Source organism: Streptomyces sp. NPDC051684, assembly GCF_044453445.1.
Lineage (GTDB): Bacteria > Actinomycetota > Actinomycetes > Streptomycetales > Streptomycetaceae > Streptomyces.
Window position 1 is genome coordinate 320,114 of sequence record NZ_JBITCS010000002.1, and the last position, 24,375, is coordinate 344,488.

A 24,375-nucleotide genomic window follows, 5' to 3' on the forward strand; every position below is an offset into this window, starting at 1 on the left:
CCGCCGCAGCAGCAGCCGGGTCAGCCGCAGCCTCCGGCGCAGCCCCAGCCCCAGGCGCAGCCCGCTCCCGGTCAGCCGGGTCAGCCCGTCCCCGGCCAGGACCCGGCGGCCCAGGCGCCGCCCGCGCCGCAGGGCCCGTACGGGCAGCCGCCTCAGCAGGGCCAGCCCGCGCCGGGTCAGTCGGCCCCCGGCCAGCCCGCCCCGGGCCAGCAGGCCGCTCCCGGGGCCCCCGCCCCGAACGCGTATCCGCAGCCGGCCGTCGACCCGCGCGCGGGCTGGGACCCGGGTGCGGGCCAGCAGCGTTCGGCGCCCGGCGCGCCGCTCGGCTACAACGCGCAGGTCGAGCTCAGCTCGGACCGTCTGCTGCGCAACCAGCCCAAGCGCAAGAACAACAACAAGGGCCCCAGCAAGTTCAAGCTGGGCGCCAAGGCGGCGGAGGCCGAGCGGCAGCGCAAGCTCCAGATGATGCGTACGCCGGTCATGTCCTGCTACCGCATCGCCGTGATCAGCCTCAAGGGCGGCGTCGGCAAGACGACGACCACGATGTCGATCGGCGCGACCCTCGCCTCGGAGCGCCAGGACAAGATCCTGGCGATCGACGCCAACCCGGACGCCGGCACGCTCGGCCGCCGTGTGCGTCGCGAGACCGGTGCGACCATCCGCGACCTGGTGCAGAACATCCCGCACCTGCACTCGTACATGGACATCCGACGGTTCACCTCGCAGGCCCCGTCCGGCCTGGAGATCATCGCCAACGACGTGGACCCGGCCGTCTCGACGTCCTTCAACGACGCCGACTACCGCTCCGCGCTCGACGTCCTGGGCAAGCAGTACCCGATCATCCTGACCGACTCGGGCACCGGTCTGCTCTACTCGGCGATGCGCGGAGTCCTGGACCTGGCCGACCAGTTGGTCATCATCTCGACGCCGTCCGTCGACGGCGCGTCCAGCGCGAGCACGACCCTCGACTGGCTGTCGGCGCACGGCTACGCGGACCTCGTCCAGCGTTCCCTCACGGTCATCTCCGGTGTCCGAGAGACCGGCAAGATGATCAAGGTGGACGACATCGTCAGCCACTTCGAGACGCGCTGCCGCGGCGTGGTCGTCGTCCCGTTCGACGAGCACCTGGCGGCGGGTGCCGAGGTCGACCTCGACATGATGCGCCCGAAGACGCGTGAGGCGTACTTCGAGATCGCCGCGCTGATCGCCGAGGACTTCGCGCAGCGCGCCGAGGCGCAGATGCAGGCGGGCGGCATGTACGGCGGCCAGCAGCAGCCGGGCATGCCCCCGGCCGGCTTCCCGCAGCAGCAGCAGGGCTTCGGCCAGCAGCAGCCGCCGGCCCCGCAGCCGGGCCAGCAGGGCTACGGCTACCCGCAGCAACAGCCGCCGCAGGCCCCCCAGCAGCAACCGCCGCAGCAGCCGGGTGGCGGCGGCCTGCCGTCCGGCTGGACGCAGCAGCCGCCGCCGCAGTAGGCGACAGCAGTACGAGTGAGGGGCTACGTCCGCGTCGGACGTAGCCCCTCACTCGTATGCGTGGTGCTTTGTTCGCTACGGGTTCACCGCTGGAAGGTCGCCCGCAGATGCTGGTCGAGCCAGGCGGTCCACGCCTGCACATCGATGTTGCTGTACGAGAAAGGGTACGGCCCGTGCGGGCCGGTGATCAGGTCGAGCGAGTCGTGGCGCGCCACGAACACCGTCTCCAACTGCCCGCCCTGCCGCCGGTAGTCGGCGGGGAACCACATCTCGATCTCCTGCCAGTAATCGGTCTGCGAGTTCCGGCCGCCGCTCGGGGTCCCCTTCTTCACCTCCGCCTCGTCGAAGCGGAAGCCGAGGTTGGCGTACGCCTGCAGCAGCGCGTCCTGCGCCGGCAGCGCGTGCACCTGGATCTCGTCGAAGTCGCCGCGGTCCACGGCGTTGTCGACGGTCAGCTCGGTGCGCACCGCGACCCGCGCCCCCTTGAGCGGCCGCCCGCCCAGGATGTGCGTCAACGGGGTCTCCCACGGGACCTCGAACGTGACCTGCCCGTCCTTCGTCTCCCCGGCCTTCAGCTCGAACTTCTCACCGAGCACGAGGGACTTGACGACACCCGGATTGCCCCACAGGGTCTCGGTCTCCTCCCGGTCCTCGAACCGGGTGACGATCTCGATCCGGACCCGCTCGACCTCGATGTCCACGGAACCGCCCTGCAGTTGCACATTGCAGTGCAGCTGATCCCCCGGCCGTACGGCACTCGCACTGAGCGTGGTCTCGACCTCGGGCGCACCGACCCCGAGCGAACTGAGGAACTTCCGAAAAGCCACGAATCCCACTCCCCGGGCCGCCGGCACCACCACCCGGACCATCCAGGCACCCGCCCCGACCCGCCGCCGCGACACTAAATCATGAGCCTGGGCGCATGGTGTGAAATCGACCTCACTGGAAGGGCAGCGCGGCCAGTCCGAAGACGCCAACGGCGAGACGGAAAAGAACCGCGAGGACAAGCCCGATTCCGCCGATCACCCACAGTCATTCCTCTGTGGACTTCAGTTGCTTGGGAATCAGTTGGTCCGCCTGCTTCGAAGAAGGACCGATGCCTGCCTTCGGGAAGGATCCTGTCAGCGCGCACTTGAACCCGTACGTGAATACGAGCAGAAGGAAGAAGCCGCCGCAGAGGTAGTTGGCCACGGATTCCACGTTGGTGATGGCACGCGTGCCGCTGTCGGCACGGTTCACCGCGATCTCGTCGGCGTGCTCCGTGGTGACCTTCTTGGCGGCGTCGGACTCAGCGCTGTTCATGCTCCATGTGATCTGAGCGGACCGGTCGACGACGTCTCCGTCGGACGGGCGGAAGGTCCCGTGGCACGTCGTCTGGCAGGCCACAGGTCCCACGTTCGCGGACTTGCCCTCCTTGTAGTCTGCCGCGCACTTGCTGACGGCGAGCTTTCCGTGCGAGCCGACGTATCCGCTGGACATGGTGGCGTTGAAGAAGGTCCAGCACATGCCGCCGACGGTCAGCACCACCAGTACGATGCCGAACACGCGCCCGAGCGGCGACGGCGGGGCGACGTCGGACATGGGCTGCGAAGCCCCCGCGACTCCCTTGGCGGGTGGTGGCGGCAGGTGCGCTGATGGCATGAGGCCCCCGGGTGGCCGGCGGTGAGCGACGGGCGGCCACTTGAAATTGATCTTTGCCGGTTGGCCGAATCGGTTTGTCGCGCATCGACGTCCGGGCGGTCGAATGGCAGCAGAACTCTGGCGGACCACGGTGACTGCGTTGCGTGTGACGTGTGAAGATGCCGTTTGTCCGGCTCTGGCCGATGCGGCTGTCGACTAACCTAGTGGCCGGGATTCGACTGTGGTCCCGACGATGACAGGCAGCAGGGGGATGACATGGCGGGCCCGCAGTTCGATGTCGATCCGGACGTCCTTAAGGCGCAGGCTCGGAGCTTTGACCGGATGGCGAGCGATTTCGCCTCCAAGGCGAAGGCATTCGAGGAACGGATCAAGGCGCTCGAGAAGGGCTGGGGCGAGGACGACGTCAAGCTCGTCAGCGCGCTTCTCGATGTGTACGGGCCGGTGAGCGGAGGCATCCTCGGTGCCCTCGATCACCTCGGTGAGGCTCTCAAGGGCGTGGGCGAGAAGCTCGATTCCACGGCGCGCAGCTACGAGCAGACCGAAGAGGATCACTACCACGCGCTGAAGCAGGCGGCTCAGCAGCGTCACGGCTGAGCCGATCGCGCGCGGCCGTCGGGTCGCCCGTCCGTGTCCCATCCGCGTGCGCCGATACGGCGGCGCAACTCTGTGTCCTGAGGGGAAAATCCCGTGTCCATTATGTTGCCCGGGGAGCTCGACTGGGTTCTCGATCTGCTGGGCTTTGAATGGCCGAATATCGATGAGGACCTGCTCTATCAGGCCGCTCAGGAATGGCGTGACTTCGGTCAGGCCGTTTCCGAGTACCAGGAGCAGGGCAATACGGCGGCCAGTCTCGTCATGAGCGCGCACGTCGGCGACGCCGCGGACGCCTTCATGAAGGAGTGGGGCAAGTTCGCCGACAACGGTCTCGGTATCGGTGGACACGGGATCGGATACCTGGACGGACTCGCCGGCGCCGGTGAAGTGCTGGCCCTGATGCTCGAGATCTGCGCGATCGCCGTCATCGCCCTGAAGATCTTCGTCATTGTCCAACTCATCGACCTGGCAATCGAGTTCGCCATCGCCCAGGCATCCGCTCCGGTCACGCTCGGCGCGTCCGAGGCCGCGCTCGCCGGTCGCGTCGTCATGATCCGGATGCTGGTCAAGCGGGCCCTGACCGAAGCGGCGCAGAAGGTCGAGGAGGCGGTCATCAAGGCCGTCAAGGAGCGCGTCGTCGTCAAGGCCAAGGACATGGCCGTCGACCTGGCGAAGGATGTCGGCAAGAAAGTGGCCGGCGAGCTGGCTTCCCAGGGCATCAAGGCATCGTTCGGCGCGGGCGGCAGCTGGGGCGAGAACCTGACGTCTCTCGGCGTCGCCGCCGCCAACCCGGTGCTGGGCAAGGTCGCCGGCGAGATCAAGGAAGACGACGACGGTTCCGGCTACCACTTCGAGACGAAGGCCGGTGGCAAGGTCGTCGAGGGCGCGATCGGTGTGGCCCAGGGCGACTCTGAAGGCCTGTCGAAGATGGCGCAGGGTTCCGGCGAGCTCTTCAACAACTTCACGGAGAAGAAGGGCGAGGAGTCGGGCAGCGGCACGACGTCGGAGTCCGGCGGAACGTCTGGCGAGGGTTCCGGCGGTGGCACGACGTCGGAGTCCGGCGGTGGGACGTCGCAGGAGTCCGGTGGCGGTACGACCGAGGGATCAGGAGAAGGCACCTCGCAGGAGTCGGGCAACGGCACCTCGCCGGAGGCCGCCGCGGCCCAGGCGCCGCCGGAGCCCAGGCAGGGCAGCGCGACGAGCGCCGAGGGCGTTCCCGAGAACGACCGCGTCCGCACCGTATTCGGCTGACCGGCCACACCGACACGCCCCGACGAGGAGACCAGGACATCATGAGCACCGGAGACCGCTTCGGCCCGCAGCATGAGCGCGAGTACCCCATAGGGGACAAGAACCTCACCGAGGAGCAGAACGAGCACCTCACCGCGTCGCTCCGCAAGGTGCGTGACATGAAGGACGCGCCGCCAGCGTTGCAGGATCTGGCGCGTCAACTTCTGGGTGGGCGTATGGAGTTGAAGGACGTGCTGGACTCGCCGTCGGGGCATCGTGCTCTGGGTGAGGGGTTGTCCGGCATGCGGGAGCAGTGGCGGAACATGTCTCCGCAGGAGCGGCAGCAGGTCCGGGACTACGACCCGGACGAGGACCCGAAGAACGCCCCCGGACGCGACGGCAGGATCCGCTAGTAACCATGGCCACCAACAGCGAGGCGTGGCAGCGCCATCGGGACCGTCGCTCGTTCGTGTACCGGCGCGGTACGGGCTGGATCATCGGCGCCGTGTTCGTCGTGTTCGCCATCAAGATTCTGATCTCCGCAGGCGGTTGGGTCGGCTGGCATGTCACCCCGCAGGACGGAGCCGGCACACCCGGACTGTTCAAGTTCGCCGCGTGCGCGCCCGCCGGGGACGACTACCGCTGCACGGGCGCGTTCCGGGAGGACACTGGGGACCACCGCGTGTTCGACGACGCCGTCTTCGTGGTGCCCACCGAGCAGGTCAAGGGCGGACTCGCGGCCGTGAACCGGGCGCCGGACGGCGGCTACTCGTACGGCAACCCGGGGGAGGTCACCACGGGGATGCTCGGTGGGGCGTCGATGGCGTTCGGTGCTGCCGTGTTGATGATCGGCGTCGGCGCCTTCTTCCTGGCGACCGGATACACGCCGCGTCCGTCGCGGATGTCCGGCAGTTGGTCCCGTTGGGGTCGGGTCTCTTTCGGGGAGGCGTGGCAGATCGTGCGCTCCCGCGCTCTGCTCCTGTGGTCGATCGTCGGCTTCTGCGTCCTGGGTCTTGTGCTGCTGGTGACGGGACCACTGGTGACGTTCCTGGCGTAACGCATACGCGGCAACGTCGTGGCGGAAACGTCGTGGGCCCCGAGTCGTATTTGACTCGGGGCCCACGTGTGTGACCGGTCAGATGAAGATTCGCGTCAGCACGATGCCGACGACCGCCACGGCGGCGACGGTGATCACGGTGCCGCGCGTCCCGGCGCCGACACTCTGGCTCCAGGCGACCTTGAGCGGGACGCTCCCGCCGCCGCCGCGCGGCCAGTCTGCCCTGAGGCAGAAGATCCCGGCCGCGAGGAAGAAGAGGCTGAACAGCACGGCGAGCACGGACTGCTCAGTCTTCTCCGGATTCGACGTGTTGAACTCGCCGAGGACGCTTCCGATCGCCGAGTCGGGGTTCAGGCGGGCGGTGTGCAGCTCCGTGCCCTTGCCCCCGGAGTCCATCAGCCGGCGGATGTACTCGTCGCCGTCCGAGACCGGGGCGTCCCCGGGATGCAGCGTCATACGGACGGATGTGGCGGTCGCGGCACCCCCGTCGGGACGGAACGCGCCCTCGCACGTCACCTGCGGTTCGTGCGAGGAGCCGTTCCTGTGGGAGCCGCCGGGAGTCCTACCGAAGGACTCCTCGCATGAAGTCGCCGTGAATGTCCCGCCTGTTCCGATACTTCCGCTGGAGTAGACGGCCTGGAACGAGAACCAGGCCGCCATCACCACGAAGATCGCAACGAACATGAATCCGAGAATGCCGCGATCCCGCAAGCGGGTCTTCGGCTGCGCCTGCACAGGCTGACTCACGACTACCGACCTTCGGTGGGGGGGGGGATATGGTCGCGGGCCCGGCGGCCCGGTCCGTTAGGGTACGGGACGCGACGCGACCCGCCTGAGCCCGCGCGCGAGCCAGGCGCCGGACGGCGGCGGTGAAGACGCTTCGCCACATCCACAGACACACAGCTAGGGGGCACCACACACCATGAGTAGTGGTGGCAATGGATTCGGTCCGCAGGGCGAGCGTGAGTATCCGATCGAGGACAAGAACCTCACCGAGGAGCAGAACGAGCACCTCACCGCGTCGCTTCGCAAGGTGCGCGACATGAAGGACGCGCCGCCCGCGTTGCAAGATCTCGCGCGTCAACTCCTCGGTGGACGTATGGAATTGAAGGACGTACTGGACTCGCCGTCCGGTCATCGTGCCCTGGGTGAGGGGCTGGCCGGGATGCGCGAGCAGTGGCGGAACATGTCGCCGCAGGAACGGCAGCAGGTCCGCGAATACGACCCGGACGAGGACCCGAAGAACGCGCCCGGGCGCGACGGGCGGATTCGTTGAGGACAGGCACACACGTGACATCCACGGGGGCCGCCGAGCAGTACGTGGCTCGGCGCGATTACATCTTCCGGCGCATGTTCGGCTGGATCGTCGGCGTGGGCATCGTGGCCATCGGCTGCGCCACGGCCTGGGCGGGCGTCGGGTACCTCGACGGGCATGTGTCGGTCTCGGCGCGGCCCGGCTCGCTGGTGGTGCGGTCGTGCGAGCCCGCAGGCGCCGAGTACACCTGCACGGGCACGTTCGAGGACGACAAGACCGGTGAGCGGAGCGGGGGCGCCACCATGACGTGGCAGCGCGATGCCATCCCGAGCGCCGCGATCCCCGCGTTCAGGACGGACGACGGCTACACGTCCACGGACGACGGCGAACTCACCACGGGCAAGCTGTCCCGGGCCCTGTTCTGGCTCGGCGTCACGGATGTGCTGTGGCTCGTCGGCGCCTTCTTCCTGCTGACCGGCTACCAGCCGCGACCGGCCCTCCACTACGGCCCGTTCATCGGCGTCTGGCGCGAACGCGAACGCCGCTTCGGCCGGGTCACTCTGGAGGAGGGCTGGCACGTCGTACGGCACGAACGCGGTCCCGCGCTGCCGATCCTCGTCGTCGTGGCGGTGCTGTGCCCGGTACTGTTCGTCGGGAGCCGGCTGGCCGGGGGCGCGTGACATGACGTTGCAGAACGACGACTTGGGGGAGCGCTTCGCGTCGCGCAGTGCCTACGTTCTTCGGCACCTGGGCACCTGGGCGGCTGGCTGCTCGGCACCTTCGTCATCCTCATGGGTCTCTTCTTCGGGCTGGCCGGGGCCGGCGCCCTCGACGGGCATGTGACCGTCACGGCCCGCCCCGGAACGTTCCAGGTCCAGTCCTGTGAACTCGCCGATCACGACTACATGTGCAAGGGCACGTTCGAGGACAAGTTCAACGGCGATACGGCGACCGGTGTCTCGATGGAGAAGATCGGTCGCGGCGAGCCGGGCGAGCGGCTGGACGCCTACAAGCTGCCGGACGGGTACTCCGAGTACGCCATCCGCGGCCTCGAACCGAGCGAGCTCTCCCGCGGCCTCTTCCTCGTCGGGGCCGGGGTGTTCGCCGTGACCTGCGGCCTGTTCGCCGTCCTCACCGGCTACTCGCCGCGCCCCAGCTATACGAATCGGCGCCCTGACCCGTCGTACGGCCGCATCGGCCTGGCACAGGCGTGGCGCGGTCTGGGCGACTGGGGGCCGGTGCGTCTCATCCTCTGTGGGGTCGCAGGCGCCGGTGTGCTCATCGCCGCATGGGGCGCGGTCGTGTCGCTCCTGTATCGCTGAGGCCCGGACGGGCGACGGCTACAGCGCAAGCGCCAACAACAGCGACACCACCACACCCAGCGCCCCGACCCCGGCCAGTGCGAAGAGGACCGGCCGCGTCGCGCCGCCCGCCGTCGAGCGCCACGCGGTGCCGAACGGCACCCGGCTACGGGTCCCGGTGTACCCGCTCACCGTCGCGAAGGCGCCCAGGGCGGTGCCGATCAGCATCCCGAAGGCGAAGGTGAACATCAGGCCCGCGTTCCAGGCGTTGGCCTCGACGTACGAGAACTGGTGGCTCGGCAGCGTCGAGGCGGAGCCGGTCTGCGTCACCGAGATCTTCGAGCCCGTGGGGTGCGAGGACGCGGGCTCCAGGCGGGCGTTGGGGTCGTCGCCCTTGCCGCCGTCCGCGGTGAACTCCCCCTGGCACTCCACTTCTTCACGCGTGCGGTGCTTGCCGTGCGAGCGGTAACCGACGGTCCGCGTCGAGCACTGGGACACCGTGAACTCGCCGTACGAACCGCGCAGCCCGGCTGCGTACGTGGCCTGCCAGATGAAGATGCCGCTGCCGACGAGCGTGACGAGCATGATGCCGACACCGATGAGGCGCGCCGTGAACGGGACCTGGTGCTTCGGCGGCGCGGGTACGGGAGCCATGGACATCTTTCGGGTGATTCCCCCTGTGGCGAACGGATCGCTGTACCGCCCTCACCGCGCCTCACGGATGCGGTTGTGGACAGTCGCGGAACGCTACCGCAGGTACATGGCAATCGTGCGAGGAGGCGGTGAAGACCGGCACTTTGTGGCGAGTCCTGTGTGTCGGGATCACTAAGGTCGCGTTGTCGGACATCTACGTCCGGGGGCTCGGGGCGCCGTACGCATCAACTGCATGCCACCGGCCCATACTTGCGCGACGCATACACGCGCGCACACGCACGCACATTCATGGGGGAGCACATGGCAGGTTTCGGCTCAGGCAGCTTCGACGTCGACCCGGCGGTGCTCAAGGAACAAGCAGGAAGCTTCGGCGAGTTGGGCAAGTCCTTCAAGGCCGCGGCCAAGGAGCTCAAGGACGCCCTTGAGAGCGCCGAGGAGGGCTGGGGCGAAGACATCATCGGGACCTTCAACGACATCTACGAGCCGGTGCGCGAAGGCATGGCGACGTCGATGGAGCACCTCGCCGACGAACTGGGCAAGATCGGCGGCAACTTGAAGGTCATGGCCACCCAGTACGAGGTGACCGAGGACGACCAGGCCCAGATCATGATCGGCCAGCAGTCGAGCCGCCCGGGTCTGGGCATGCAGTTCTGACCGCCGGGCGCGTGACACACGTACCACCACCAACACACACGCACGAATCACGGGGGAGTGACACGGCATGGCATTGACCCTGCCCGACGAAGTCGCATGGGTTCTCGACCTGCTCGGCTACAGCTGGCCCGACGCCGACGAGGACAAGATCCACGAAGCGGCCGAGGCATGGCGCCAGTTCGCCACGGCAGTACGGGACACGCAGAACGGCGGTGCGAGCGCCGCGAACGCCGTACTCGGCTCGAACTCCGGTGACGCCACCCAGGGTTTCGAGGACGCGTGGAAGAAGTTCTCGGGCGGCGGAGGCGGCGGCTACCTCGACGACGCCGCGATGGCCGCGGAGATCCTCGCCTTCGCGCTCGACGCGGTCGCCCTCATCGTCGTGGCCAGCAAGATCGCGGTGATCGCGCAGCTCATCGCGCTGGCCTTCGAGATCGCGGCGGCGCAGGCGGCGGCGCCGGTGACGTTCGGGCTCTCGGAGATCGGCGCGGCCGGGGCGACCCAGGCGACCCGGCTCATGGTGCGCCGCATCCTGGACGAGCTGAAGCAGAAACTCATCCAGCAGGTGACGCAGGCCGTCGAGCAGCAGGCGGTGCAGTCGGTCAAGGAAATCGTCCTCGACGTGGTGAAGGAAGCGGCCGTCGAGGCCGGCAAGGCGGCCGGGCAGAACCTCGTACAGCAAGGTGTGCAGAGCCACTTCGGCGCGCAGGACGGCATGAAGTGGGGCGAGGCGGCCGTGGTCGGCGCGGGCACGTTCGCCTCGGAAGCCGTGGGCGGTGCCGCGGGTGCCATCGACGAGGCCGCGGGGCGGTTCGGCCCGGCCGGGCGACTGGTGGGTGGCGCAGCGAGCGCGGGGCTCGGCGCGGTCGGTGAGGGCATCGGCGAAGGCGTCCACGCGACGGGCGAGGGCGTGGGGCAGGGTGCCGGGGCCGCGGCCCAGGGCATCGTCGACAGCACCGCCGAGAGCCTGCCGGGAGCGGGTGAAGCCGTTACGGAGGCGCTGGACCCGAGATCGATGGTCTCGTCACCGGGCGAGGCCGCCCAGGGTGCGGTGGACGGCGCGGTCGAGGGTGCGACCGGGGCGCTCGGGGACGCGGCTCAGGGCGGCCTCGGACGCCTGAGGAGCGAGCAGCCGGCGACGGAGGAGCCGAGTGCCGAGCCGAGCAACGGGGGCAGTGGCGGGTCCGGCACATCAGGCACATCCGGTTCGTCCGGTCGCTCCGGACACACCACGGAAGACGCCCGCGCCAGGTCGGTCTTCGGGTGACCCTCCGGGTGACGTAACCGATGTAATTCGTGTAAGCGGCGAAACCGCCGTAACTGTCGTAACTGATGTAACGGACGTAAGGGGCCTGTGTGAGCGGTGTGACCCCGTGGCGATCCGTGACATTGTGTGGATCCTGTCACGGCACGGCCGGTCACCTGGGAACCGCCTTGGGTGACCGTGTCAGTTGTGGCTAAAGTACTGTCGCGGCACTATCGAGAAGTGCCACCCGCGCCCCAGTTCCCTTCGGGAGTCGAGCGGCGCGGGGACCGATGTCGAATTCTCATGGGGGCTAGTGGCCATGGCCGGTCAATTTAATGTGACGCACGAGGAGATGGTCGCGTTCAGCGGCCGTATCTCCCAGGTGAACGAGTCCATCCAGGGTGAGATCCAGCGACTGCAGACGGTGGTCGACTCGATCACCTCTGGCTGGAAGGGCCAGGCGGCCACTGCGTACAACAACCTGCAGAACCAGGTGAACGAGGACGCCACCGCCCTCAACCGCGTGCTGAACGAGATCAAGGAAGCGATCGACGCGACCGCCCAGAACTACCAGACGTCCGAGGACGAGCAGGCCTCGTCGATCTCGCACGTCGCCTCTGGCGCGGAGGCCTCTCCCTTCGGATGAGCCGCCCCGACCGCTGATTCGGAGCCGCGAGGAGCCGACAGCGGGCAGCGCGTCACCGACGTAATCCTTCTTCACCTTTCCGTCCAACATCCCCCGGGGGAGACATCATGTCCGGTCAGGTTCTGGTCAATTTCCAGACCATTTCCCAGGCTTCGCAGGACGTCAAGTCCACGGCCAGCAACGTCCGCCAGCAGCTCGACGACCTCGAGGCCGGCGTCAAGCGCATCGCTTCGACCTGGGAAGGTTCGGCCCAGGAGGGCTACCAGGCCAAGCAGCAGGAGTGGGACCAGCGCGCCGCGTCCCTGCACCAGACGCTCGAGTCGATCGCCCGCGCGCTCGACACGGCCGCCCAGAACTACCAGGCGACCGAGAGCCGGAACACCAGCGTCTGGTCGTAATGCGTGACGCGTGATGCGTAACGCCTGACGCGTAGCCATACGTGACCGGGGGCGGCGGGTGCACTTGCACCGGCCGCCCCCGGTGGCATGTACGGGGGGACCTACTCGATGAAGCCGGAATACCGCAGCCAGGTCGAGCCGCGCCTGCGGCCGGGCGAGGAACTGATCGCCGCCTGCGCCTGCCAGTTGGCGCCAGGACTGCCCGACCCACCGCTGTGGTTGCAGCGGCCGCGGCCGCAGCAGTCCGACCTGGAGCGTCGGATCAAGTCCCGGCTTCCCGGGACCGTGCGGAACTTCCTGAGGCCGAGCGAACCGAAGCCCATGGGGCGCTTCGAGAGGGCCATGGAGGCGCCCCAGTGGGCGATCGACAACGCCCTGACGCGGGCCGCACACGGCAAGGCCCTGCACGGCGGCTGGGAGGGCCGGGCCGGGCAGTTCCTGACGACGCACTACAGCGCCGCGTTCCTGCCCGCAGTGACACTCATGCTCGCCGTGACCGACCACCGGGTCCTGGCGCTCGCCGACCGCGCGAAGCTGTGGCAGGTCAAGGAGGTGTACGAACCTCAGTGGGAGGCGCCGCGAGCCGCCGTCGCCGGGATCCGTGCGAACCCCAAGGGCCTCGTCCAACGCGGCCGCTTCGATCTGGTCTTCGCCGACGGTCCATGGATCGCGCTGGTGGCGTCGGTGCCGACGCACGCGGCGCCGTTCGCCGCGCGCGTGCGCTGAACACGGCTTCCTCCGGGGAGATCTACGCCGCGGGCTCCTTCAACTCCACTGAGCCGTTGGACTCCTCGGCCAGCAGCTGTCCCGCGAGCGGCGCGAGGACGACCGCGAGGGCCGTCCAGATCCGCCACCCACCGTTGACCGGAAGCAGCAGCGCGCCCACGGCGGCCGCCGCGACCAGCATCCCCACCACGAGGCCCACCGCCACCGTGCGCGGCCAGAATCCGCCGAGTTCGAGGAGCCGTGTGCGGCGGTCGGGGTCGATCGGCGCCGGGTCGCGCGGTGCGGCGGAGATCCGGGTCGCGACCGCTGCGGGTACGAGGCCGGGGAGCTGCCAGCCGTCGTCGGCGACGAAGTTCGCGGCGGCCTTGGCCTTGCCGTTGCCCGCCGGGTCCCAGAGGACCCACCCCGCCGCGCCGGTGAGCAGCGGCGCCGTGACCGCCGGCTTCGCGGGGATCGCCAACGGCACGTCCTCGCCCGCCTCGGTCCGCAGGGTCAGACAGGCGTAGCGGCTGGGGCTCTTCCCGTTCTGCTCGCGCCCGGACTTGTCGCCGGAACCGGCGCCGCCGCTGCCACCGCCACCGGCCTCCTCGACGTGCTCCGCCTGCCCGGTGACGACCGCCCGCAGCGCGACCCAGTCGCCGCCCACGCGCCGCGAACCACGCGGGCGCGAAGCGACACCGGTTCCCACGGCCACTGACACGGCGACCGCGAGCGCCCACGCGGCCGCGACCACGACGGAGTTGCACTGCGGCAGGGCACGTCCGGAGAGCTGCCCCTCGACGGCTTCGACCGAGGTGTCGCCGACCGCCCCGAGACCGGGCTGCGCCGGAGCGTAGGCGACCTGGTAGGTCTCGCCGACCTCCCGTACGCCCTTGCCGTTGTACGCGCGGAACGTCGCGGCAACCGCCTTGCCTCCGTCAGCCGACGGCAGTTCGACGGTGTACTCCGCCATGGTCGAACTCCGCGGGCTGCTCCCGGCGGCGTCCACCTCCCCCACGTCGACGATCGGCAGCTCCTGGATCACGTGGTCGGCCTCCGCGACGGCGGCGGCCGTCGCGGAACGCTCGGGCTGGGCGAAGCCGAGGCAGACGGCGAGCACGGCCGTGCTCGCCACGGCGACCGCGACCGCCGTGACACGGATCCAGCCCCAGCGGGTGCCGTGGAGGGTGGCCGGTACGCCGACCGATCCTTACTGCCCCGCCCCCGGTTCACGAGCCGCCGCCAGCGCCGCCCCGTACGCCTCCGCGCGCGAAACCGGCCCACCGGAAACCACCTGCGCGGCGACCGCGAGCACACACACCACAAGTACCGCGAGCCCGGCCCATGTCAACGCGGTCCTGACGGCCCCGGCCCCCAACAACAGCCAACTGCCGGTCAGGACAAGAAGACCGACAAGTCCACCTCCGCAGACCCATCGCCCGCACCGAACAACTCCCGCGCTCATCCCACTCGCCCCAGTCGTCCCACTCATCCGAACGCCCCGAACTGCTCGGTGTCAGGCCTTTCCTTCACGCTGTTCGCGCCCTTCTCATTCGACTTCGAGGCGGCTTCCTGGACGTCCTTGACGTCGTTTCCGGCCTCTCCGGTCCCCAGCCCGACAGTGCCATTGATACCGACGTCGATGCCGAGCTCACGTGTCCCGTTCAGGCCGCTCGGCACGTTCGTGGCGTGATGGGTGGCAGCACCTCCGGCGGCCCCACCGAGCCCTCCGGCGACGGCGCCGATGGCGATCTGGGTGGAGTCATTGTCCTCGCCCTTGATCGCGTTGTTGGTCAGGTCTCCCACGACGCTCGCTCCGGCCCCGCCGAGGCCGCCGGACACCGCGCTCTCGGCGATCCCGCCTCCGAGACGCCCACCGATGGCTGCTCCCGCCGCCGCGCCGCCCAGCGCGCCGTACCCGGCATTGATGGCGTTGTCCCGCCATTCGGGCCCCTTGCCGCTGGCGATGCTGGTGCCCACTCCGGATGCGAATCCGCCCGCGTACTGGGTGCCCATCTCCACCAGGAGCCGCTGCCACTTACCCGCACGCGCGAAGGTCTGCACCGCATGGTGACGAAGGACAAGGCCACGCCTGCCGCGACCGAGACGCCGATCTCCAGATAGATCTGGTGGATCTCATCGTTGATCTCTTCGATGGCGTCCGCGGCCTCGTCCAGGCCCTTGGCTGCCTCTTCGAACACGGGAAGCGTGTCGTCGACGGCCCTTTTCAGCTCGTGCCAGTGTGCTTTGAAGGCATTTGCCGAATCGCCTCGCCAGTGATCGCCAAGAGTGTTCTCCACCTGCCTGTCGAGTTCGGAGAACATCGAATCGAGGTGTTTGCTCATGGCCCGCCAGCCTCGAGCGGCGTCCCGCACGACATCAGGGCGACCACCAGGATTGACGATCTCGATTCCTGCTTCGTAGACCTTTTCCGCGACGCCCTCCTCGCTCACTGACCGTCCCCCTTGAAGAGGTCGGCCATGGCGTCGTCCGCGGATTCCGTGAGGATGCCGAATCCGTCGTGAATCTGTTCGCTTCCGGTCTTGGAACTGAACTCCTTGACGTAGCTCTCTAGGTCGATGCGTACGTCTCGAAGCTCTTTCCGAGCTTCGTGAGTTCCAGCTCGTCGATGTACATGTCGTCGGCCACGCGCTCAACTCCCCTGGGGTCGGCCTTTGCGTGCGAAGGTCGACCCCGCTGGGGGGTGTGAAGAGGTTGTGGTCATGCAGGGAGTGGGTGGCAGGGAGAGGAGCGGAGTGGGCAGACGCAGTCGGGGAAGTTGTCATGCCGCCCGGAATGCCGCCCGGGGAAACAACTCAGGGTCAGTGGCAGCATCTGCGAAGCGCCGGATCTCTCAGCCGAACATCGGCCCGTCGCCCAACGTCGCGATCCCCGCCCCCACGCACATCGCCGCGAAAGCCCACCGCGTCCGCCCGAACCGTGCCAACAGCACTCCGCACCCACTCACGACACCGCCCGCGAGGTAGAGCACCGTCCACACCCCGGCCGTGCTGTCCTGGCCGAGGCGGACGCCCGTGACGACGACGGCGACGAGGGCGACAAGCCCCGAGACACCCGCGGCCACCCGGCGCGCCTGCCGGGCCGCGCGTCGACGGTCCGTCACGAGCCGCTGTCGTCCCTGGCCCTGGAACCGCGTCTTGAGCGTCTTGGGCGCCTTCAGCCGTTCGTCGAGTTCCGAGCCGTAAGTCATGTCGCGGAGCCTAGACGCCACCGATCTCCCAGGTGCCCGACGCGACAGGTTCCCTACACTCCCTGCCCATGTCGACACCTCACGCCCACGCCCCGGCACCTGGCGCCACCGTCGTACGCGCTGGTCAGCGCGGTGCGACCGAGGCGCTGCCGCTCGGCGTCGTGTGGACGGCGGTGGGGCTGCTCGTGGCGTTCGGCGGGGTGGCGATCACCGCCGGGCTCGGTGCGGACGACCCCGGCCCGAAGGGCGTCGTCGGCATCGTGCAGGGGCTGCTCATCCTCTTCGTCAGCGTCACCAGCCTCATCTCCGCCTGCGTCGCGCCGTTCGACGGTGAGCATCGACAGGGCCGGGCTGTGGCTCGGCGAGGCGGAACGCGAGTCCGGCCACCTGGGTGCGCCGAACCATTGAGGCCACCGAGAACCGACGTGGCCGCGCTGACGCCGATCCGAGGCCCGTACGATGATCGCCGGATTCGAACCGGCGAATGGCGACCGACAGCGGCGGCCGGGCGGTGGCCGGCGACCGCCAACAGCGGTTCACAACGGGGGAGTTGTCCAAAACCCATGGCAGACATCGACATCAACGCCGCACGCGTACGCGCCACGGCCGATGACACCGAGTCCCTGGCCCGCCAGACGGCCAAGCGCCTCGGCCACGCACTCGACACCAGCGACGAGGTACCCGCGTCCCACCACGGCCACGGCTGGCGGAGCCCGGCCGAGCTGCGGGCCTGCGCGCACGCGTGGGAGGAGCACATGGTGTCCCTCGCCCGGCGGATGGGCGAACTGAGCGAGAAGTTGCGTGACTCCGCGGACGGTTACGACCGCGCCGACGCCGAGGCCGAATCGCGCCTGCGCGCGGGCCTGGCCGACCTCGGGAGGGCCTGACCATGGTCGCGTACGAGGGTGTGGCAGGCGCCCAGCCGAAGACCTGGGCGACCGCCGCGGACGAATGGCACGCCCTCGCCAAGCACGCCCTGGGCACGGCGAAGGACCTGCGCGAATACGGTGCCAAGCCGCTCGCCGACAACTGGACGGACGAGGTCGGTGCCACGGCGGCGGCCGAGCTCGAGAAGCTCGCGAACCAGCTGGAGTCCGCGTACGACATCCTGCTCGCGGTCAACATGGTCGCCGACGGCATGACGACGACCATCGAGACCGCGCAGAGCACCCTGCACGCCGCACAGGACCTCGCCGCGCGGCACGGCCTGGAGGTCGCCGCGGACGGCACGATCACCGATCCGTCGCCGGGAGCCGAGGACGCGGACTCGTACAAGTCCCAGGTGAAGGACCTCATCGACCAGGCCCTCGAACAGGTCACCACAGCAGACGAGTTGGCGGCATCCGAGTTCGCGAAGCTCGCCGGTCAGACCGGTGTCGCCGACCCGGACAAGGCGCTCGGCGACCTCCAGGAGCACGCCTCGCACGTCCAGATGCGGATGCTCGCGGCCGACCTCCCGGTGGGCGAGGACAAGGCGACGGTTCGCCGCTGGTGGAACGGCCTCAACCCCGAGCAGCGCAAGGACATGATGCTGGCCCAGCCCGTCGCCCTCGCGGATCTCGACGGTCTCCCGGCCGACGTACAGCGGGAACTGCGCGGCACCGACGGCAAGTTCGACCGCGTGAAGATGGTCGAGTACGCCCTCGCCAACTGGAACAAGGCCGACCCGACCGACTTCGGCAACAACTGCGCCAACTTCGTCTCCAACGCCCTCTCGCACTCGGGCATGAAGGAGAAGACCAGCTTCTGGGGCCCCGCGGACGACGACACGTGGATGGCAGGACCCCGTACCGGAATCGACGCGATCGACAGGCGTGTCTCCTACTCCGACAGTTGGGCCGCGGCCGAGAACCAGCAGAACTTCATGCTGGAGCACGGCGGTTCGCAGGTCCCGCAGTCGGAGGCGAAGCCGGGCGACATCATCTACTACGAGCAGGCGGGCGCGGTTGACACGGCCGAGAGGGGCAACACACACCACGCGGCGATCGTCACCGCGGTGATGCCGGACGGCGAGATCAAGTACACCCAGCACAACGACGAGTACCAGAACGTCAGCCTGGAAGGCCGTCTCCCCTCGACCGAGAAGAACCAGGGCGACCAGAACCTGCGCTTCGTACGCCCGAGCCCGAACTGGTACTGATGCCGCCCCCCCGCTACGTACCCCTGCTGGTCCCGCTCCTCCTGCTGCTGAAAATGACTCGCGCTTTGCCCTGACATGACCTCACGTGATGAGAAAGCGCCGCGTCCGGGCAACTACCCTCGAACTGTTGTCACAAGAACGGCAGTTGCGCCACGGGGACACAGGGGGAGCGCATGGCAATCGAGTTACCTGACGAGCTCGTCTGGGTCATGGATCTGATGGGCCTGAACTGGCCTCAGGTGAACGAGGACGCGGTCCACGAGTTCGCCGGACACGTCCGCACCTTCGCGGGGGACATCGGCTCCTCCCAGGAGGAAGCGTCCGCGACCATCCAGGCCATGGCGGCCTGCTACGAAGGGTCGTCGTACGACCGGCTGGCCGAGACCTGGAGCCGGATGGCGACCAGCCACATGAGCGAACTCATGCAGGGTTGCGAGATGGCTGCGGTCGCCCTGGAGGTCGCGGCGGCTGTCATCGTCGCGGCCAAGGTGGCGGTCATCGCCCAACTCATATTCATCGCGGCCCAGTTGGCGGTGGCCGCCGCGACGGCAATCGTCACGCTCGGGGCCGCAGCGGCGGCAGAGGCCGCACTGATCCAGGTCACCAAGAAGGTGGTGAACGAGCTCCTCGAACGTGCCCTGGAAGAGGTGGTCGCGCAGCTCGCGACCCAGGCGGTCGAGCCGCTCGAGGACATCGTGGGACGTGCGCTGAAGGGCCTGGTCCTGAAGGGCGTCGAGTCCGCGAGCGAAGCGATCGCCGGCCCCGCCGACGCGGGCGGTGGCACCGGATTCTCCGTCCATCCGGACGAACTGCTCAAGCACGCCGACGACTTCAAGAAGCACTCCGAGGCCGTCGCCGGACATGCCGTCAAGTTCAGCAACGCGGCGGCGGGAGTGTCGTTCGGATGAGCCACCCGATAGCCAAGGCGCTCGAAGACGCCGCACAGCGCATGGGCAGGAAACTCGGCAAGGACGCCGCCAAGGCCGTGGGCGACATGTACAGCCAGGTCGGGGACGGCACCAAGAAGGTCGTCAAGAACATCCAGGACGCGGACGGCCAGCACGCCCACGAGCTCATCAGCCTCGCGAACAAGGTCGCCAAGAACGGCGGCGAGACCGGCAAGGGCTCGCGACGCAGAATGCGCGAACAGGCCGCGGCGCGGGACGACTTCAACCAGCGCACCGGCGGGCGGACCGAGTACGACGCGGAACTGGTCCTCGACAGGAACAAGTACCCGGAGTCCGCCCAGCACATCGAGGATGCCCAGAGCGGCACCATATGGCGCGGCGACGACAACGACTTGGACACCCCGAAGCCCAACGTCCTCACCATCGACAGGAACGGGGCGGACGACAACCGGGCCGACTCGCTGCGCGGGATTCCGACCGACAGCCCGCGAGACCGGGACGAATACCCTCCGGCCATGTACAAGGAGGGAGGTGCGGGTGCGAGTGTCCAGTACATCTCGGCGAAGGACAACCAAGGGTCGGGGTCGGCCATGGGCAGCGCAGTACGCGGTTTACCCGACGGCACCAGAGTCAAGATCTCGGTGCGGTGAGTGAGAGCCGGAGTTCCGGGGCAACCGACGCGCGACGCCGTGGAAGGCCCCCGTTCCAGAGGCCAAAGGAGAGGATGACCTCATGAACTCTGCCGAGAAGCTGATCTCACACGCCCGCGAGGGGCACTTCCAGGAGGCACTGCCTCAGCTGCTGGAGATCGCTCGTCGGCCCGGTGGCGCGCGGGGCCCCGCCTGGGAAGCGGCTGCCGCGTCGATCCAGATCCTGCTGTGGCTCGACCGCACCGCAGAGGCGTCGGAGCTGGCCGAGTCGTTGATCCGGACGGACGGACCGAGCGGCGGCGAACTGTGCGACCAGGACATGCCGTTCGACCAGGCTTTCCTGGCCACACCGGACGTCACGCCAGAGGCCCTTGCGGACCGCCTCGCCGCGGTGGCGGAGACACTGCCGGTGGGTCGGGTGCTGCAGAAGCGGCTGTCCTTCCTCTCCGGGCAGCTGGCGCAGCGCCCCCTGGCCCAACTGATGCCGGGTTTCAGGCCCTGGGGAGTACCACTTCCGCCGTCGGGCGCCAAGCATCGTTCGCCCCTGGTGGAGCGTGATTTCGACACGCTCACCGCTGACGAGCAGCACGTCGTGTGGATGTCACTCAGGACCGCCAACGACTTCCCGCGCGCACACGACCTCGTCGTGCGGGGCGGGCACACCCCTCCCCGCTACGCCGAGTGCTCGTGGATGGCAGGATGGTATGCGGTCGAGGGGGACATCGAGCGCGGCGAAGCCATGCAGCTCGCCGCACATGGCCGATGGCACCCGTACAAGAAGTGGGACGCCATCCCGACGGCCCCCGTTCTCCAGCCCACCCTCCGCCTGGTCACCACCGATCGGGTACGAGAGCACTATCTGACACGGCCCATCGGCCCGGAAGCGAAGTGATTGGGAATGTCCGACGACGCGACGCCCGAGGGCGCAACACCCGACGACGCGACGCCCGAGGGCGCAACATCCGAGGGTGCTCTGGAACGGCTCTTGAGCGGGGCCCGCGGCCCCATGGGCCCGGCCATCGACCTCGACTTCGGCTGGGAAACCGGCCCGCTCGCCGAACTCGGCACGATCATCTCCAGCATGAACGGCTTCTTCCTCTTCAACGCCGGCGTCCAGGTGTTCCGCGCGGGCGACGAGGGCCTCGGCCCCGACCTCCTTTCCTGGAACGCCGAGGACACGTGGAAGGACACCTACGACGACCTCGCCGACGACATCTTCTGCTTCGGCCAGGACCTCTTCGGCACGCAATTCGGCATCGTCGACGGTGCGAAGGTCGTCACGCTCAACCCGGAATCCGCCGAGCTGACCGAACTCGGCACCAGCCTGAACGACTGGGCCCAGTGGCTCCTCGACGACCCCGACGTCAACGGCACAGCGAGCTTCGCGTACGCGTACCAGAAGGCGAACGGCGCGCTTGACCCCGCCGAGCGTCTGATCCCCCGCCGCTTCTTCGTCGCGGGCGGCGGCTACGACTTCGACAACTTCAAGGTCGTGGACGCGGCGACCGCGATGCGGATCCGCGGACCGATCGCCCAGCAGGTGTTCGACCTCCCCGACGGGGCGACGCTGCGTCTGCCGAGCGCGAATCCCTTCGGGTGACTGTCGTCGCGGCGATGGACGGGAGCGGGTGAGTTCGGGCCTCGACCGTGTTCCGAGGAGAAGCCCTTGTCCACGCGGGCCCGCATGACGGGGATGCCGGCCCGCGGGCCGGTCGGGCGGCAGGCGGCCGTTCTGCCGGACGGCTCGATGCGGCGTACGCCGGCCTCGAATCTGCTCGCATCAAGCGGAGAGGTATGACCCTGTGCTGACTGTCAGTAGAAAGACGGCAGCAGCAATGGCCCCTCCGCGGTACACCAGCTGCCGATTGTCCCGCCGCCAGCCAAGGAACATGACGTAGACGCCGGCGTACATGCCGACGATATTGAGTGCTGCGAGCCAGAGGTTCTTCCCGGTGACGAATGACATGATCAGCCACACCAGGGGGAAGAGCACGGCCCCGCCCACCACGATCATCTTGACCATGCTTCGGTTGTGCAGGTGGAGCTTGTCGGTGTCAGATGGCCGATCAAGGTCGGGAAGTTCAGGATTCATGATGAGGCTCCGCGGTGGCGCGCCTGACGCTAGACGCAGAAGGCGCAATGAATGTGAGGGGCCGATAGTTGCCCTGAATGATTTCTTATGTTCAGTACAGGCTCCAGCCCTTGGAGCTGTGGCGATTTCCACCTCGAAAGTCGCCGTTCCTTGTCCCGGAGGGGTTCTGTGACAATCGCTCCTGGTCGATCTCCTCCTGCTGCTGGCTGAGAACTCGTGATCCCTCCTTCTCGGCTTCGGAACGTTCGAACTCCGTCATGTTGTCCCAGCCTTCCTGGAACTTTCCAGCAGCACTGGTCAGGGCCTCGTCGTAGGCACCTACGCGTACGGCTTCGCGGAGGCCGATGCGGCCGGCGAGCACCTCAGAGGCCATCTCGGCAAGAACTTTTCCGGACCTGCCTTCCGCGAGCGTCTCCAACTGCTTGCGCAACAGCCGTGCGAGAGCGGGATCACGAGCGATCTCCAGGAACTCGGAATCGTCGATGTGTTGTTGCCCCCGAGGGCTTCCAGATGAATCGGTCACTATTCCTCACTCCAGATTACGCAGCCGTGTGTTTGCATGGGAGTTCCACGTTAAATTGCGGGATTGTCGTAACCCTTTTCCGGCAGTGGGTACTTCGCGAAACTGGACTGCCCGAGCCTGCTGACCTGCTCCACTGCTGCGACAGCGGCACTGGTCATGGTTTGGACCTCTGAGATTACGGTTGTGATCCGGGCGTACATGGTCATCATCGCGGCAACTTCGCCCGCGATGGCCCCGCCTGCGACCACGGGGCCGACGAGAGTGAAGCTGGTCGATGCACCGGCTGCTGCAGTGATACCGACGATCATGGCGAGGTCCAGGATTCCGCTGAGCAGGTCGCCGCTGGCCTCGGCTGCCTGCCAGACACCTTCGGTGACGACCTCGTAATTTTCCTTGAGGTCATCGAAAGTTGCGGCGAAGGATTCGACGTCCTTGGCCAGGGACTCCAAATAAACGTACGCGGAATCTGCGGCGTTGCCGGACCAGGCGGAATCGAGCCCCTTGTTGCCCGCCCTGATGTTCTCGGCCAAGTCCTTGCAGAACTGACTGAGACTCCCCCATGCCTTGGCGCACTCCGCATACTCTTCCCAGTTTCCCCCGAGGGCCTTCTTTGCCTCATCGACCGGATTGAAGTCGAAGGCGAGCTCAAGGCCCTTGCTCACAATTGCGCTCGGGCTCAATACGTCGCCGTACGACGTGAGGTCCCTGTATGTGGAGGTGGGTTCGTCGTCCTTGCCGACCGTCGGCTTGCTGAGCCGCTTGCTAGGCTCGGTAGCGTCTTCAAAGGCCATGGGCCCCCCTGACGCCAATTCGTCGGCGCCTTCTTCTCGTTTACCGCTTGCTCTTAGGATAAGTGGCATCCATCTTGGAGGCTTGAGACTGGTCGGTCTCCTCGTAGAAGTCTGCACTCCGAGTGATTTCCCGCTTTGAAGAACCCACGACCTGTTGGAGGTGTTCCAGGGCGGAGCGCACGTTCGCCACGACGTTGTCGTGCCCCCCTCCCCAGAGGTGGGCGATTTCTGAGAGCGGACCCTTACTGAACGTTCCGATGGAACAGTCGCGTTGCACGTATTCCAGCGCACGTTGCGTGTCGGCCTCGGCCCGGCCGAGCTGCTTTGAAAAATTCCGCAGACTGTCCGGTTCTACATGGAATGCCATGTGTGCGTCTCCAATCGGTCCGAAGCACCCTACCTGCCGGTTGATGGGCCAGGCGGAAGAGTGGCGTAGGTCTTGATGGATGAGGAAGCTTTCGATGCGCCGCCTGCTCGCTCGCTGGAAGTGGTGAATGGTCTAATCCGTACTGACATTGCGGTCGCCGCCGGAACTGCCCTGGTGAGCGCGCGAGTTGAGCTGCATCAGTGACGTCGGAGTCTCCGTAAGGGGCCAAGCCCGTGCCGGCTTGACCGGCGGGGGCATGTGGGCGAGGCGATTGCGCGCCTTATGTCCTGCGAGGTGGCGTATCCGCCGCAACTGTCGCGGAGTTGTGACGGGCAGCACCAAGCGGGGTGTGGGTGCCGTTGGATAGACTGAGAGCAGACTTGTGACAGGGGACCGGACTTATCGCCCCCAACGGGAAGAACGGGACTAGCGGGATGAACGGGGAGGGCCAAGCGCATGGCCGGTGATGGGTACAAGGTCGATCTGAGCGCGCTCGATCAGGTCATCAGGAAGCTGAACGGGGTTATCGGCGACCTCGGCAAGGCGAACGCGGACACGAAGCACAGGACGTATCTCCCCAAGGGAGCGTTGGGGGCCGGGTTCGACGAGGCGCACCAACTCGGCGCCGCCCACGACGAGATGAAGACACATCTTGAGGAAGTCGTCGACCACCTGGAGAAGGTGATGGACGACTTCGGCACGAAGACGAAGAAGGCGCACGGGGCGTATCAGGACGCGGAGGCGGACACGGCCGGCGCGGTGAACGGTTCGGGGTCTGACGCGTCGTCGGCGTCGTCCGGTACCAGCTCCGGGGCGACGCATGGGTCGTTGGCGTGAGT

At 67.8% G+C, this 24,375-nt stretch carries 33 protein-coding genes; 20 read left to right on the top strand and 13 right to left on the bottom strand.

Going from position 1 to position 24,375, the window contains the following annotated elements; translation table 11 throughout:
• The coding region (locus ACIA8D_RS03925) for an AAA family ATPase (RefSeq protein ID WP_399228425.1) at positions 1 to 1,473 on the top strand (1,473 nt) is incomplete at its 5' end.
• Positions 1,474 to 1,556: 83 nt separating this feature from the next.
• Here the strand turns inward: ACIA8D_RS03925 and ACIA8D_RS03930 are convergent.
• Together ACIA8D_RS03930 and ACIA8D_RS03935 are read right to left on the bottom strand one after the other, a co-directional pair.
• On the bottom strand, positions 1,557 to 2,300 hold the full coding sequence (locus tag ACIA8D_RS03930) for a sporulation protein (RefSeq protein ID WP_399228426.1): 744 nt from the start codon (positions 2,298 to 2,300) through the stop codon (positions 1,557 to 1,559).
• Positions 2,301 to 2,505: 205 nt separating this feature from the next.
• A complete protein-coding gene (locus ACIA8D_RS03935; protein WP_399228428.1) occupies positions 2,506 to 3,054 on the bottom strand; it encodes a hypothetical protein in 549 nt (182 codons plus the stop codon).
• 315 nt (positions 3,055 to 3,369) lie between these two features.
• Between ACIA8D_RS03935 and ACIA8D_RS03940 the strand changes: the two genes are divergently transcribed.
• The 4 genes from ACIA8D_RS03940 (at position 3,370) to ACIA8D_RS03955 (ending at position 5,995) form a co-directional block, all read left to right on the top strand.
• Entirely contained in the window at positions 3,370 to 3,708 is a 339-nt protein-coding gene (locus ACIA8D_RS03940; RefSeq protein WP_399228429.1) for a hypothetical protein, read from the top strand.
• A gap of 93 nt (positions 3,709 to 3,801) precedes the next feature.
• Complete coding sequence (locus ACIA8D_RS03945) at positions 3,802 to 4,959, top strand: hypothetical protein (protein WP_399228431.1); 1,158 nt, start codon at positions 3,802 to 3,804, stop codon at positions 4,957 to 4,959.
• 41 nt (positions 4,960 to 5,000) lie between these two features.
• Positions 5,001 to 5,351 carry a hypothetical protein gene (locus ACIA8D_RS03950; protein ID WP_399228433.1) on the top strand — a complete coding sequence of 117 codons (351 nt, stop codon included), beginning with the start codon at positions 5,001 to 5,003 and terminating at the stop codon, positions 5,349 to 5,351.
• 5 nt (positions 5,352 to 5,356) lie between these two features.
• Positions 5,357 to 5,995, top strand: a complete 639-nt coding sequence (locus ACIA8D_RS03955; RefSeq protein WP_399228435.1) for a hypothetical protein — start codon at positions 5,357 to 5,359, stop codon at positions 5,993 to 5,995.
• 78 nt (positions 5,996 to 6,073) lie between these two features.
• Here the strand turns inward: ACIA8D_RS03955 and ACIA8D_RS03960 are convergent, their stop codons facing one another.
• Complete coding sequence (locus ACIA8D_RS03960) at positions 6,074 to 6,679, bottom strand: hypothetical protein (protein WP_399228437.1); 606 nt, start codon at positions 6,677 to 6,679, stop codon at positions 6,074 to 6,076.
• A gap of 238 nt (positions 6,680 to 6,917) precedes the next feature.
• Between ACIA8D_RS03960 and ACIA8D_RS03965 the strand changes: the two genes are divergently transcribed.
• From ACIA8D_RS03965 to ACIA8D_RS03975, 3 genes are all read left to right on the top strand, one after another.
• On the top strand, positions 6,918 to 7,271 hold the full coding sequence (locus tag ACIA8D_RS03965) for a hypothetical protein (protein WP_399228439.1): 354 nt from the start codon (positions 6,918 to 6,920) through the stop codon (positions 7,269 to 7,271).
• Positions 7,272 to 7,285: 14 nt separating this feature from the next.
• Complete coding sequence (locus ACIA8D_RS03970; RefSeq protein WP_399228440.1) at positions 7,286 to 7,930, top strand: hypothetical protein; 645 nt, start codon at positions 7,286 to 7,288, stop codon at positions 7,928 to 7,930.
• Between the two features lie 111 nt (positions 7,931 to 8,041).
• Positions 8,042 to 8,572 (top strand): hypothetical protein, encoded by a 531-nt coding sequence (locus tag ACIA8D_RS03975; protein WP_399228442.1) that lies wholly within the window; start codon positions 8,042 to 8,044, stop codon positions 8,570 to 8,572.
• 18 nt (positions 8,573 to 8,590) lie between these two features.
• Here the strand turns inward: ACIA8D_RS03975 and ACIA8D_RS03980 are convergent, their stop codons facing one another.
• Positions 8,591 to 9,205, bottom strand: a complete 615-nt coding sequence (locus ACIA8D_RS03980; protein ID WP_399228443.1) for a hypothetical protein — start codon at positions 9,203 to 9,205, stop codon at positions 8,591 to 8,593.
• 300 nt (positions 9,206 to 9,505) lie between these two features.
• Between ACIA8D_RS03980 and ACIA8D_RS03985 the strand changes: the two genes are divergently transcribed.
• The 5 genes from ACIA8D_RS03985 to ACIA8D_RS04005 all read left to right on the top strand — a co-directional run bounded on the left by ACIA8D_RS03985 (position 9,506) and on the right by ACIA8D_RS04005 (position 12,875).
• Complete coding sequence (locus ACIA8D_RS03985) at positions 9,506 to 9,859, top strand: WXG100 family type VII secretion target (protein WP_399228444.1); 354 nt, start codon at positions 9,506 to 9,508, stop codon at positions 9,857 to 9,859.
• A 67-nt stretch (positions 9,860 to 9,926) separates the two neighbouring features.
• Positions 9,927 to 11,126, top strand: a complete 1,200-nt coding sequence (locus ACIA8D_RS03990; RefSeq protein WP_399228445.1) for a PE-PGRS family protein — start codon at positions 9,927 to 9,929, stop codon at positions 11,124 to 11,126.
• A 298-nt stretch (positions 11,127 to 11,424) separates the two neighbouring features.
• A complete protein-coding gene (locus ACIA8D_RS03995) occupies positions 11,425 to 11,751 on the top strand; it encodes a WXG100 family type VII secretion target (protein WP_356389436.1) in 327 nt (108 codons plus the stop codon).
• A gap of 107 nt (positions 11,752 to 11,858) precedes the next feature.
• Positions 11,859 to 12,149, top strand: coding sequence for a WXG100 family type VII secretion target (locus tag ACIA8D_RS04000; protein ID WP_399228447.1), 291 nt, complete (start codon positions 11,859 to 11,861; stop codon positions 12,147 to 12,149).
• A gap of 108 nt (positions 12,150 to 12,257) precedes the next feature.
• Positions 12,258 to 12,875 (top strand): hypothetical protein, encoded by a 618-nt coding sequence (locus ACIA8D_RS04005; protein WP_399228449.1) that lies wholly within the window; start codon positions 12,258 to 12,260, stop codon positions 12,873 to 12,875.
• Between the two features lie 22 nt (positions 12,876 to 12,897).
• On the opposite strand, the gene ACIA8D_RS04010 is transcribed toward ACIA8D_RS04005, so the two are convergent.
• The 5 genes from ACIA8D_RS04010 to ACIA8D_RS04030 all read right to left on the bottom strand — a co-directional run bounded on the left by ACIA8D_RS04010 (position 12,898) and on the right by ACIA8D_RS04030 (position 16,360).
• Complete coding sequence (locus ACIA8D_RS04010) at positions 12,898 to 13,989, bottom strand: hypothetical protein (RefSeq protein WP_399228450.1); 1,092 nt, start codon at positions 13,987 to 13,989, stop codon at positions 12,898 to 12,900.
• Positions 13,990 to 14,342: 353 nt separating this feature from the next.
• Positions 14,343 to 14,660, bottom strand: coding sequence for a hypothetical protein (locus ACIA8D_RS04015; protein WP_399228452.1), 318 nt, complete (start codon positions 14,658 to 14,660; stop codon positions 14,343 to 14,345).
• Positions 14,648 to 15,307 carry a WXG100 family type VII secretion target gene (locus tag ACIA8D_RS04020; RefSeq protein WP_399228455.1) on the bottom strand — a complete coding sequence of 220 codons (660 nt, stop codon included), beginning with the start codon at positions 15,305 to 15,307 and terminating at the stop codon, positions 14,648 to 14,650. Before ACIA8D_RS04020 ends, ACIA8D_RS04015 begins: the two co-directional genes overlap by 13 nt.
• Before the next feature lie 401 nt (positions 15,308 to 15,708).
• On the bottom strand, positions 15,709 to 16,065 hold the full coding sequence (locus ACIA8D_RS04025; protein WP_399228457.1) for a hypothetical protein: 357 nt from the start codon (positions 16,063 to 16,065) through the stop codon (positions 15,709 to 15,711).
• Between the two features lie 124 nt (positions 16,066 to 16,189).
• Entirely contained in the window at positions 16,190 to 16,360 is a 171-nt protein-coding gene (locus tag ACIA8D_RS04030) for a hypothetical protein (RefSeq protein ID WP_399228458.1), read from the bottom strand.
• A 268-nt stretch (positions 16,361 to 16,628) separates the two neighbouring features.
• Here ACIA8D_RS04030 and ACIA8D_RS04035 point away from each other — a divergent pair, with 268 nt between their 5' ends.
• The 6 genes from ACIA8D_RS04035 to ACIA8D_RS04060 all read left to right on the top strand — a co-directional run bounded on the left by ACIA8D_RS04035 (position 16,629) and on the right by ACIA8D_RS04060 (position 21,363).
• Positions 16,629 to 16,952 carry a type VII secretion target gene (locus tag ACIA8D_RS04035; protein ID WP_399228460.1) on the top strand — a complete coding sequence of 108 codons (324 nt, stop codon included), beginning with the start codon at positions 16,629 to 16,631 and terminating at the stop codon, positions 16,950 to 16,952.
• Positions 16,953 to 16,954: 2 nt separating this feature from the next.
• Positions 16,955 to 18,205, top strand: a complete 1,251-nt coding sequence (locus ACIA8D_RS04040; RefSeq protein WP_399228461.1) for an amidase domain-containing protein — start codon at positions 16,955 to 16,957, stop codon at positions 18,203 to 18,205.
• Positions 18,206 to 18,378: 173 nt separating this feature from the next.
• Positions 18,379 to 19,113: a hypothetical protein gene (locus ACIA8D_RS04045; RefSeq protein ID WP_399228462.1), complete on the top strand. Its 735-nt coding sequence runs from the start codon at positions 18,379 to 18,381 to the stop codon at positions 19,111 to 19,113.
• Positions 19,110 to 19,763 carry a hypothetical protein gene (locus ACIA8D_RS04050; protein ID WP_399228464.1) on the top strand — a complete coding sequence of 218 codons (654 nt, stop codon included), beginning with the start codon at positions 19,110 to 19,112 and terminating at the stop codon, positions 19,761 to 19,763. The genes ACIA8D_RS04045 and ACIA8D_RS04050 overlap by 4 nt, the downstream gene beginning before the upstream one ends.
• Before the next feature lie 82 nt (positions 19,764 to 19,845).
• Entirely contained in the window at positions 19,846 to 20,655 is an 810-nt protein-coding gene (locus ACIA8D_RS04055; RefSeq protein ID WP_399228467.1) for a hypothetical protein, read from the top strand.
• Between the two features lie 6 nt (positions 20,656 to 20,661).
• The gene (locus tag ACIA8D_RS04060; protein ID WP_399228468.1) at positions 20,662 to 21,363 is read left to right on the top strand and encodes an SMI1/KNR4 family protein; all 702 of its coding nucleotides are present in this window, start codon (positions 20,662 to 20,664) and stop codon (positions 21,361 to 21,363) included.
• A 180-nt stretch (positions 21,364 to 21,543) separates the two neighbouring features.
• On the opposite strand, the gene ACIA8D_RS04065 is transcribed toward ACIA8D_RS04060, so the two are convergent.
• The 4 genes from ACIA8D_RS04065 to ACIA8D_RS04080 all read right to left on the bottom strand — a co-directional run bounded on the left by ACIA8D_RS04065 (position 21,544) and on the right by ACIA8D_RS04080 (position 23,536).
• Positions 21,544 to 21,855 (bottom strand): hypothetical protein, encoded by a 312-nt coding sequence (locus ACIA8D_RS04065; RefSeq protein ID WP_399228469.1) that lies wholly within the window; start codon positions 21,853 to 21,855, stop codon positions 21,544 to 21,546.
• Positions 21,856 to 21,946: 91 nt separating this feature from the next.
• Positions 21,947 to 22,378 (bottom strand): hypothetical protein, encoded by a 432-nt coding sequence (locus tag ACIA8D_RS04070; RefSeq protein ID WP_399228472.1) that lies wholly within the window; start codon positions 22,376 to 22,378, stop codon positions 21,947 to 21,949.
• Between the two features lie 50 nt (positions 22,379 to 22,428).
• The gene (locus ACIA8D_RS04075) at positions 22,429 to 23,169 is read right to left on the bottom strand and encodes a hypothetical protein (protein WP_399228473.1); all 741 of its coding nucleotides are present in this window, start codon (positions 23,167 to 23,169) and stop codon (positions 22,429 to 22,431) included.
• Between the two features lie 40 nt (positions 23,170 to 23,209).
• Positions 23,210 to 23,536: a WXG100 family type VII secretion target gene (locus tag ACIA8D_RS04080; RefSeq protein WP_399228475.1), complete on the bottom strand. Its 327-nt coding sequence runs from the start codon at positions 23,534 to 23,536 to the stop codon at positions 23,210 to 23,212.
• A gap of 456 nt (positions 23,537 to 23,992) precedes the next feature.
• Here ACIA8D_RS04080 and ACIA8D_RS04085 point away from each other — a divergent pair, with 456 nt between their 5' ends.
• A complete protein-coding gene (locus ACIA8D_RS04085) occupies positions 23,993 to 24,373 on the top strand; it encodes a hypothetical protein (protein ID WP_399228476.1) in 381 nt (126 codons plus the stop codon).
• The last annotated feature ends 2 nt before the right edge of the window (positions 24,374 to 24,375 follow it).

Bases quoted from the DNA above. Each gene is read 5' to 3' on its own strand.
- ACIA8D_RS03935 (WP_399228428.1), bottom strand. From the start codon at position 3,054: ATGTCCGACGTCGCCCCGCCGTCGCCGCTCGGGCGCGTGTTCGGCATC.
- ACIA8D_RS03940 (WP_399228429.1), top strand. From the start codon at position 3,370: ATGGCGGGCCCGCAGTTCGATGTCGATCCGGACGTCCTTAAGGCGCAG.
- ACIA8D_RS03950 (WP_399228433.1), top strand. From the start codon at position 5,001: ATGAGCACCGGAGACCGCTTCGGCCCGCAGCATGAGCGCGAGTACCCC.
- ACIA8D_RS03955 (WP_399228435.1), top strand. From the start codon at position 5,357: ATGGCCACCAACAGCGAGGCGTGGCAGCGCCATCGGGACCGTCGCTCG.
- ACIA8D_RS03960 (WP_399228437.1), bottom strand. From the start codon at position 6,679: ATGTTCGTTGCGATCTTCGTGGTGATGGCGGCCTGGTTCTCGTTCCAG.
- ACIA8D_RS03965 (WP_399228439.1), top strand. From the start codon at position 6,918: ATGAGTAGTGGTGGCAATGGATTCGGTCCGCAGGGCGAGCGTGAGTAT.
- ACIA8D_RS03975 (WP_399228442.1), top strand. From the start codon at position 8,042: ATGGGTCTCTTCTTCGGGCTGGCCGGGGCCGGCGCCCTCGACGGGCAT.
- ACIA8D_RS03980 (WP_399228443.1), bottom strand. From the start codon at position 9,205: ATGGCTCCCGTACCCGCGCCGCCGAAGCACCAGGTCCCGTTCACGGCG.
- ACIA8D_RS03985 (WP_399228444.1), top strand. From the start codon at position 9,506: ATGGCAGGTTTCGGCTCAGGCAGCTTCGACGTCGACCCGGCGGTGCTC.
- ACIA8D_RS03990 (WP_399228445.1), top strand. From the start codon at position 9,927: ATGGCATTGACCCTGCCCGACGAAGTCGCATGGGTTCTCGACCTGCTC.
- ACIA8D_RS03995 (WP_356389436.1), top strand. From the start codon at position 11,425: ATGGCCGGTCAATTTAATGTGACGCACGAGGAGATGGTCGCGTTCAGC.
- ACIA8D_RS04000 (WP_399228447.1), top strand. From the start codon at position 11,859: ATGTCCGGTCAGGTTCTGGTCAATTTCCAGACCATTTCCCAGGCTTCG.
- ACIA8D_RS04005 (WP_399228449.1), top strand. From the start codon at position 12,258: ATGAAGCCGGAATACCGCAGCCAGGTCGAGCCGCGCCTGCGGCCGGGC.
- ACIA8D_RS04025 (WP_399228457.1), bottom strand. From the start codon at position 16,065: ATGACTTACGGCTCGGAACTCGACGAACGGCTGAAGGCGCCCAAGACG.
- ACIA8D_RS04035 (WP_399228460.1), top strand. From the start codon at position 16,629: ATGGCAGACATCGACATCAACGCCGCACGCGTACGCGCCACGGCCGAT.
- ACIA8D_RS04040 (WP_399228461.1), top strand. From the start codon at position 16,955: ATGGTCGCGTACGAGGGTGTGGCAGGCGCCCAGCCGAAGACCTGGGCG.
- ACIA8D_RS04045 (WP_399228462.1), top strand. From the start codon at position 18,379: ATGGCAATCGAGTTACCTGACGAGCTCGTCTGGGTCATGGATCTGATG.
- ACIA8D_RS04050 (WP_399228464.1), top strand. From the start codon at position 19,110: ATGAGCCACCCGATAGCCAAGGCGCTCGAAGACGCCGCACAGCGCATG.
- ACIA8D_RS04055 (WP_399228467.1), top strand. From the start codon at position 19,846: ATGAACTCTGCCGAGAAGCTGATCTCACACGCCCGCGAGGGGCACTTC.
- ACIA8D_RS04060 (WP_399228468.1), top strand. From the start codon at position 20,662: ATGTCCGACGACGCGACGCCCGAGGGCGCAACACCCGACGACGCGACG.
- ACIA8D_RS04065 (WP_399228469.1), bottom strand. From the start codon at position 21,855: ATGAATCCTGAACTTCCCGACCTTGATCGGCCATCTGACACCGACAAG.
- ACIA8D_RS04075 (WP_399228473.1), bottom strand. From the start codon at position 23,169: ATGGCCTTTGAAGACGCTACCGAGCCTAGCAAGCGGCTCAGCAAGCCG.
- ACIA8D_RS04080 (WP_399228475.1), bottom strand. From the start codon at position 23,536: ATGGCATTCCATGTAGAACCGGACAGTCTGCGGAATTTTTCAAAGCAG.
- ACIA8D_RS04085 (WP_399228476.1), top strand. From the start codon at position 23,993: ATGGCCGGTGATGGGTACAAGGTCGATCTGAGCGCGCTCGATCAGGTC.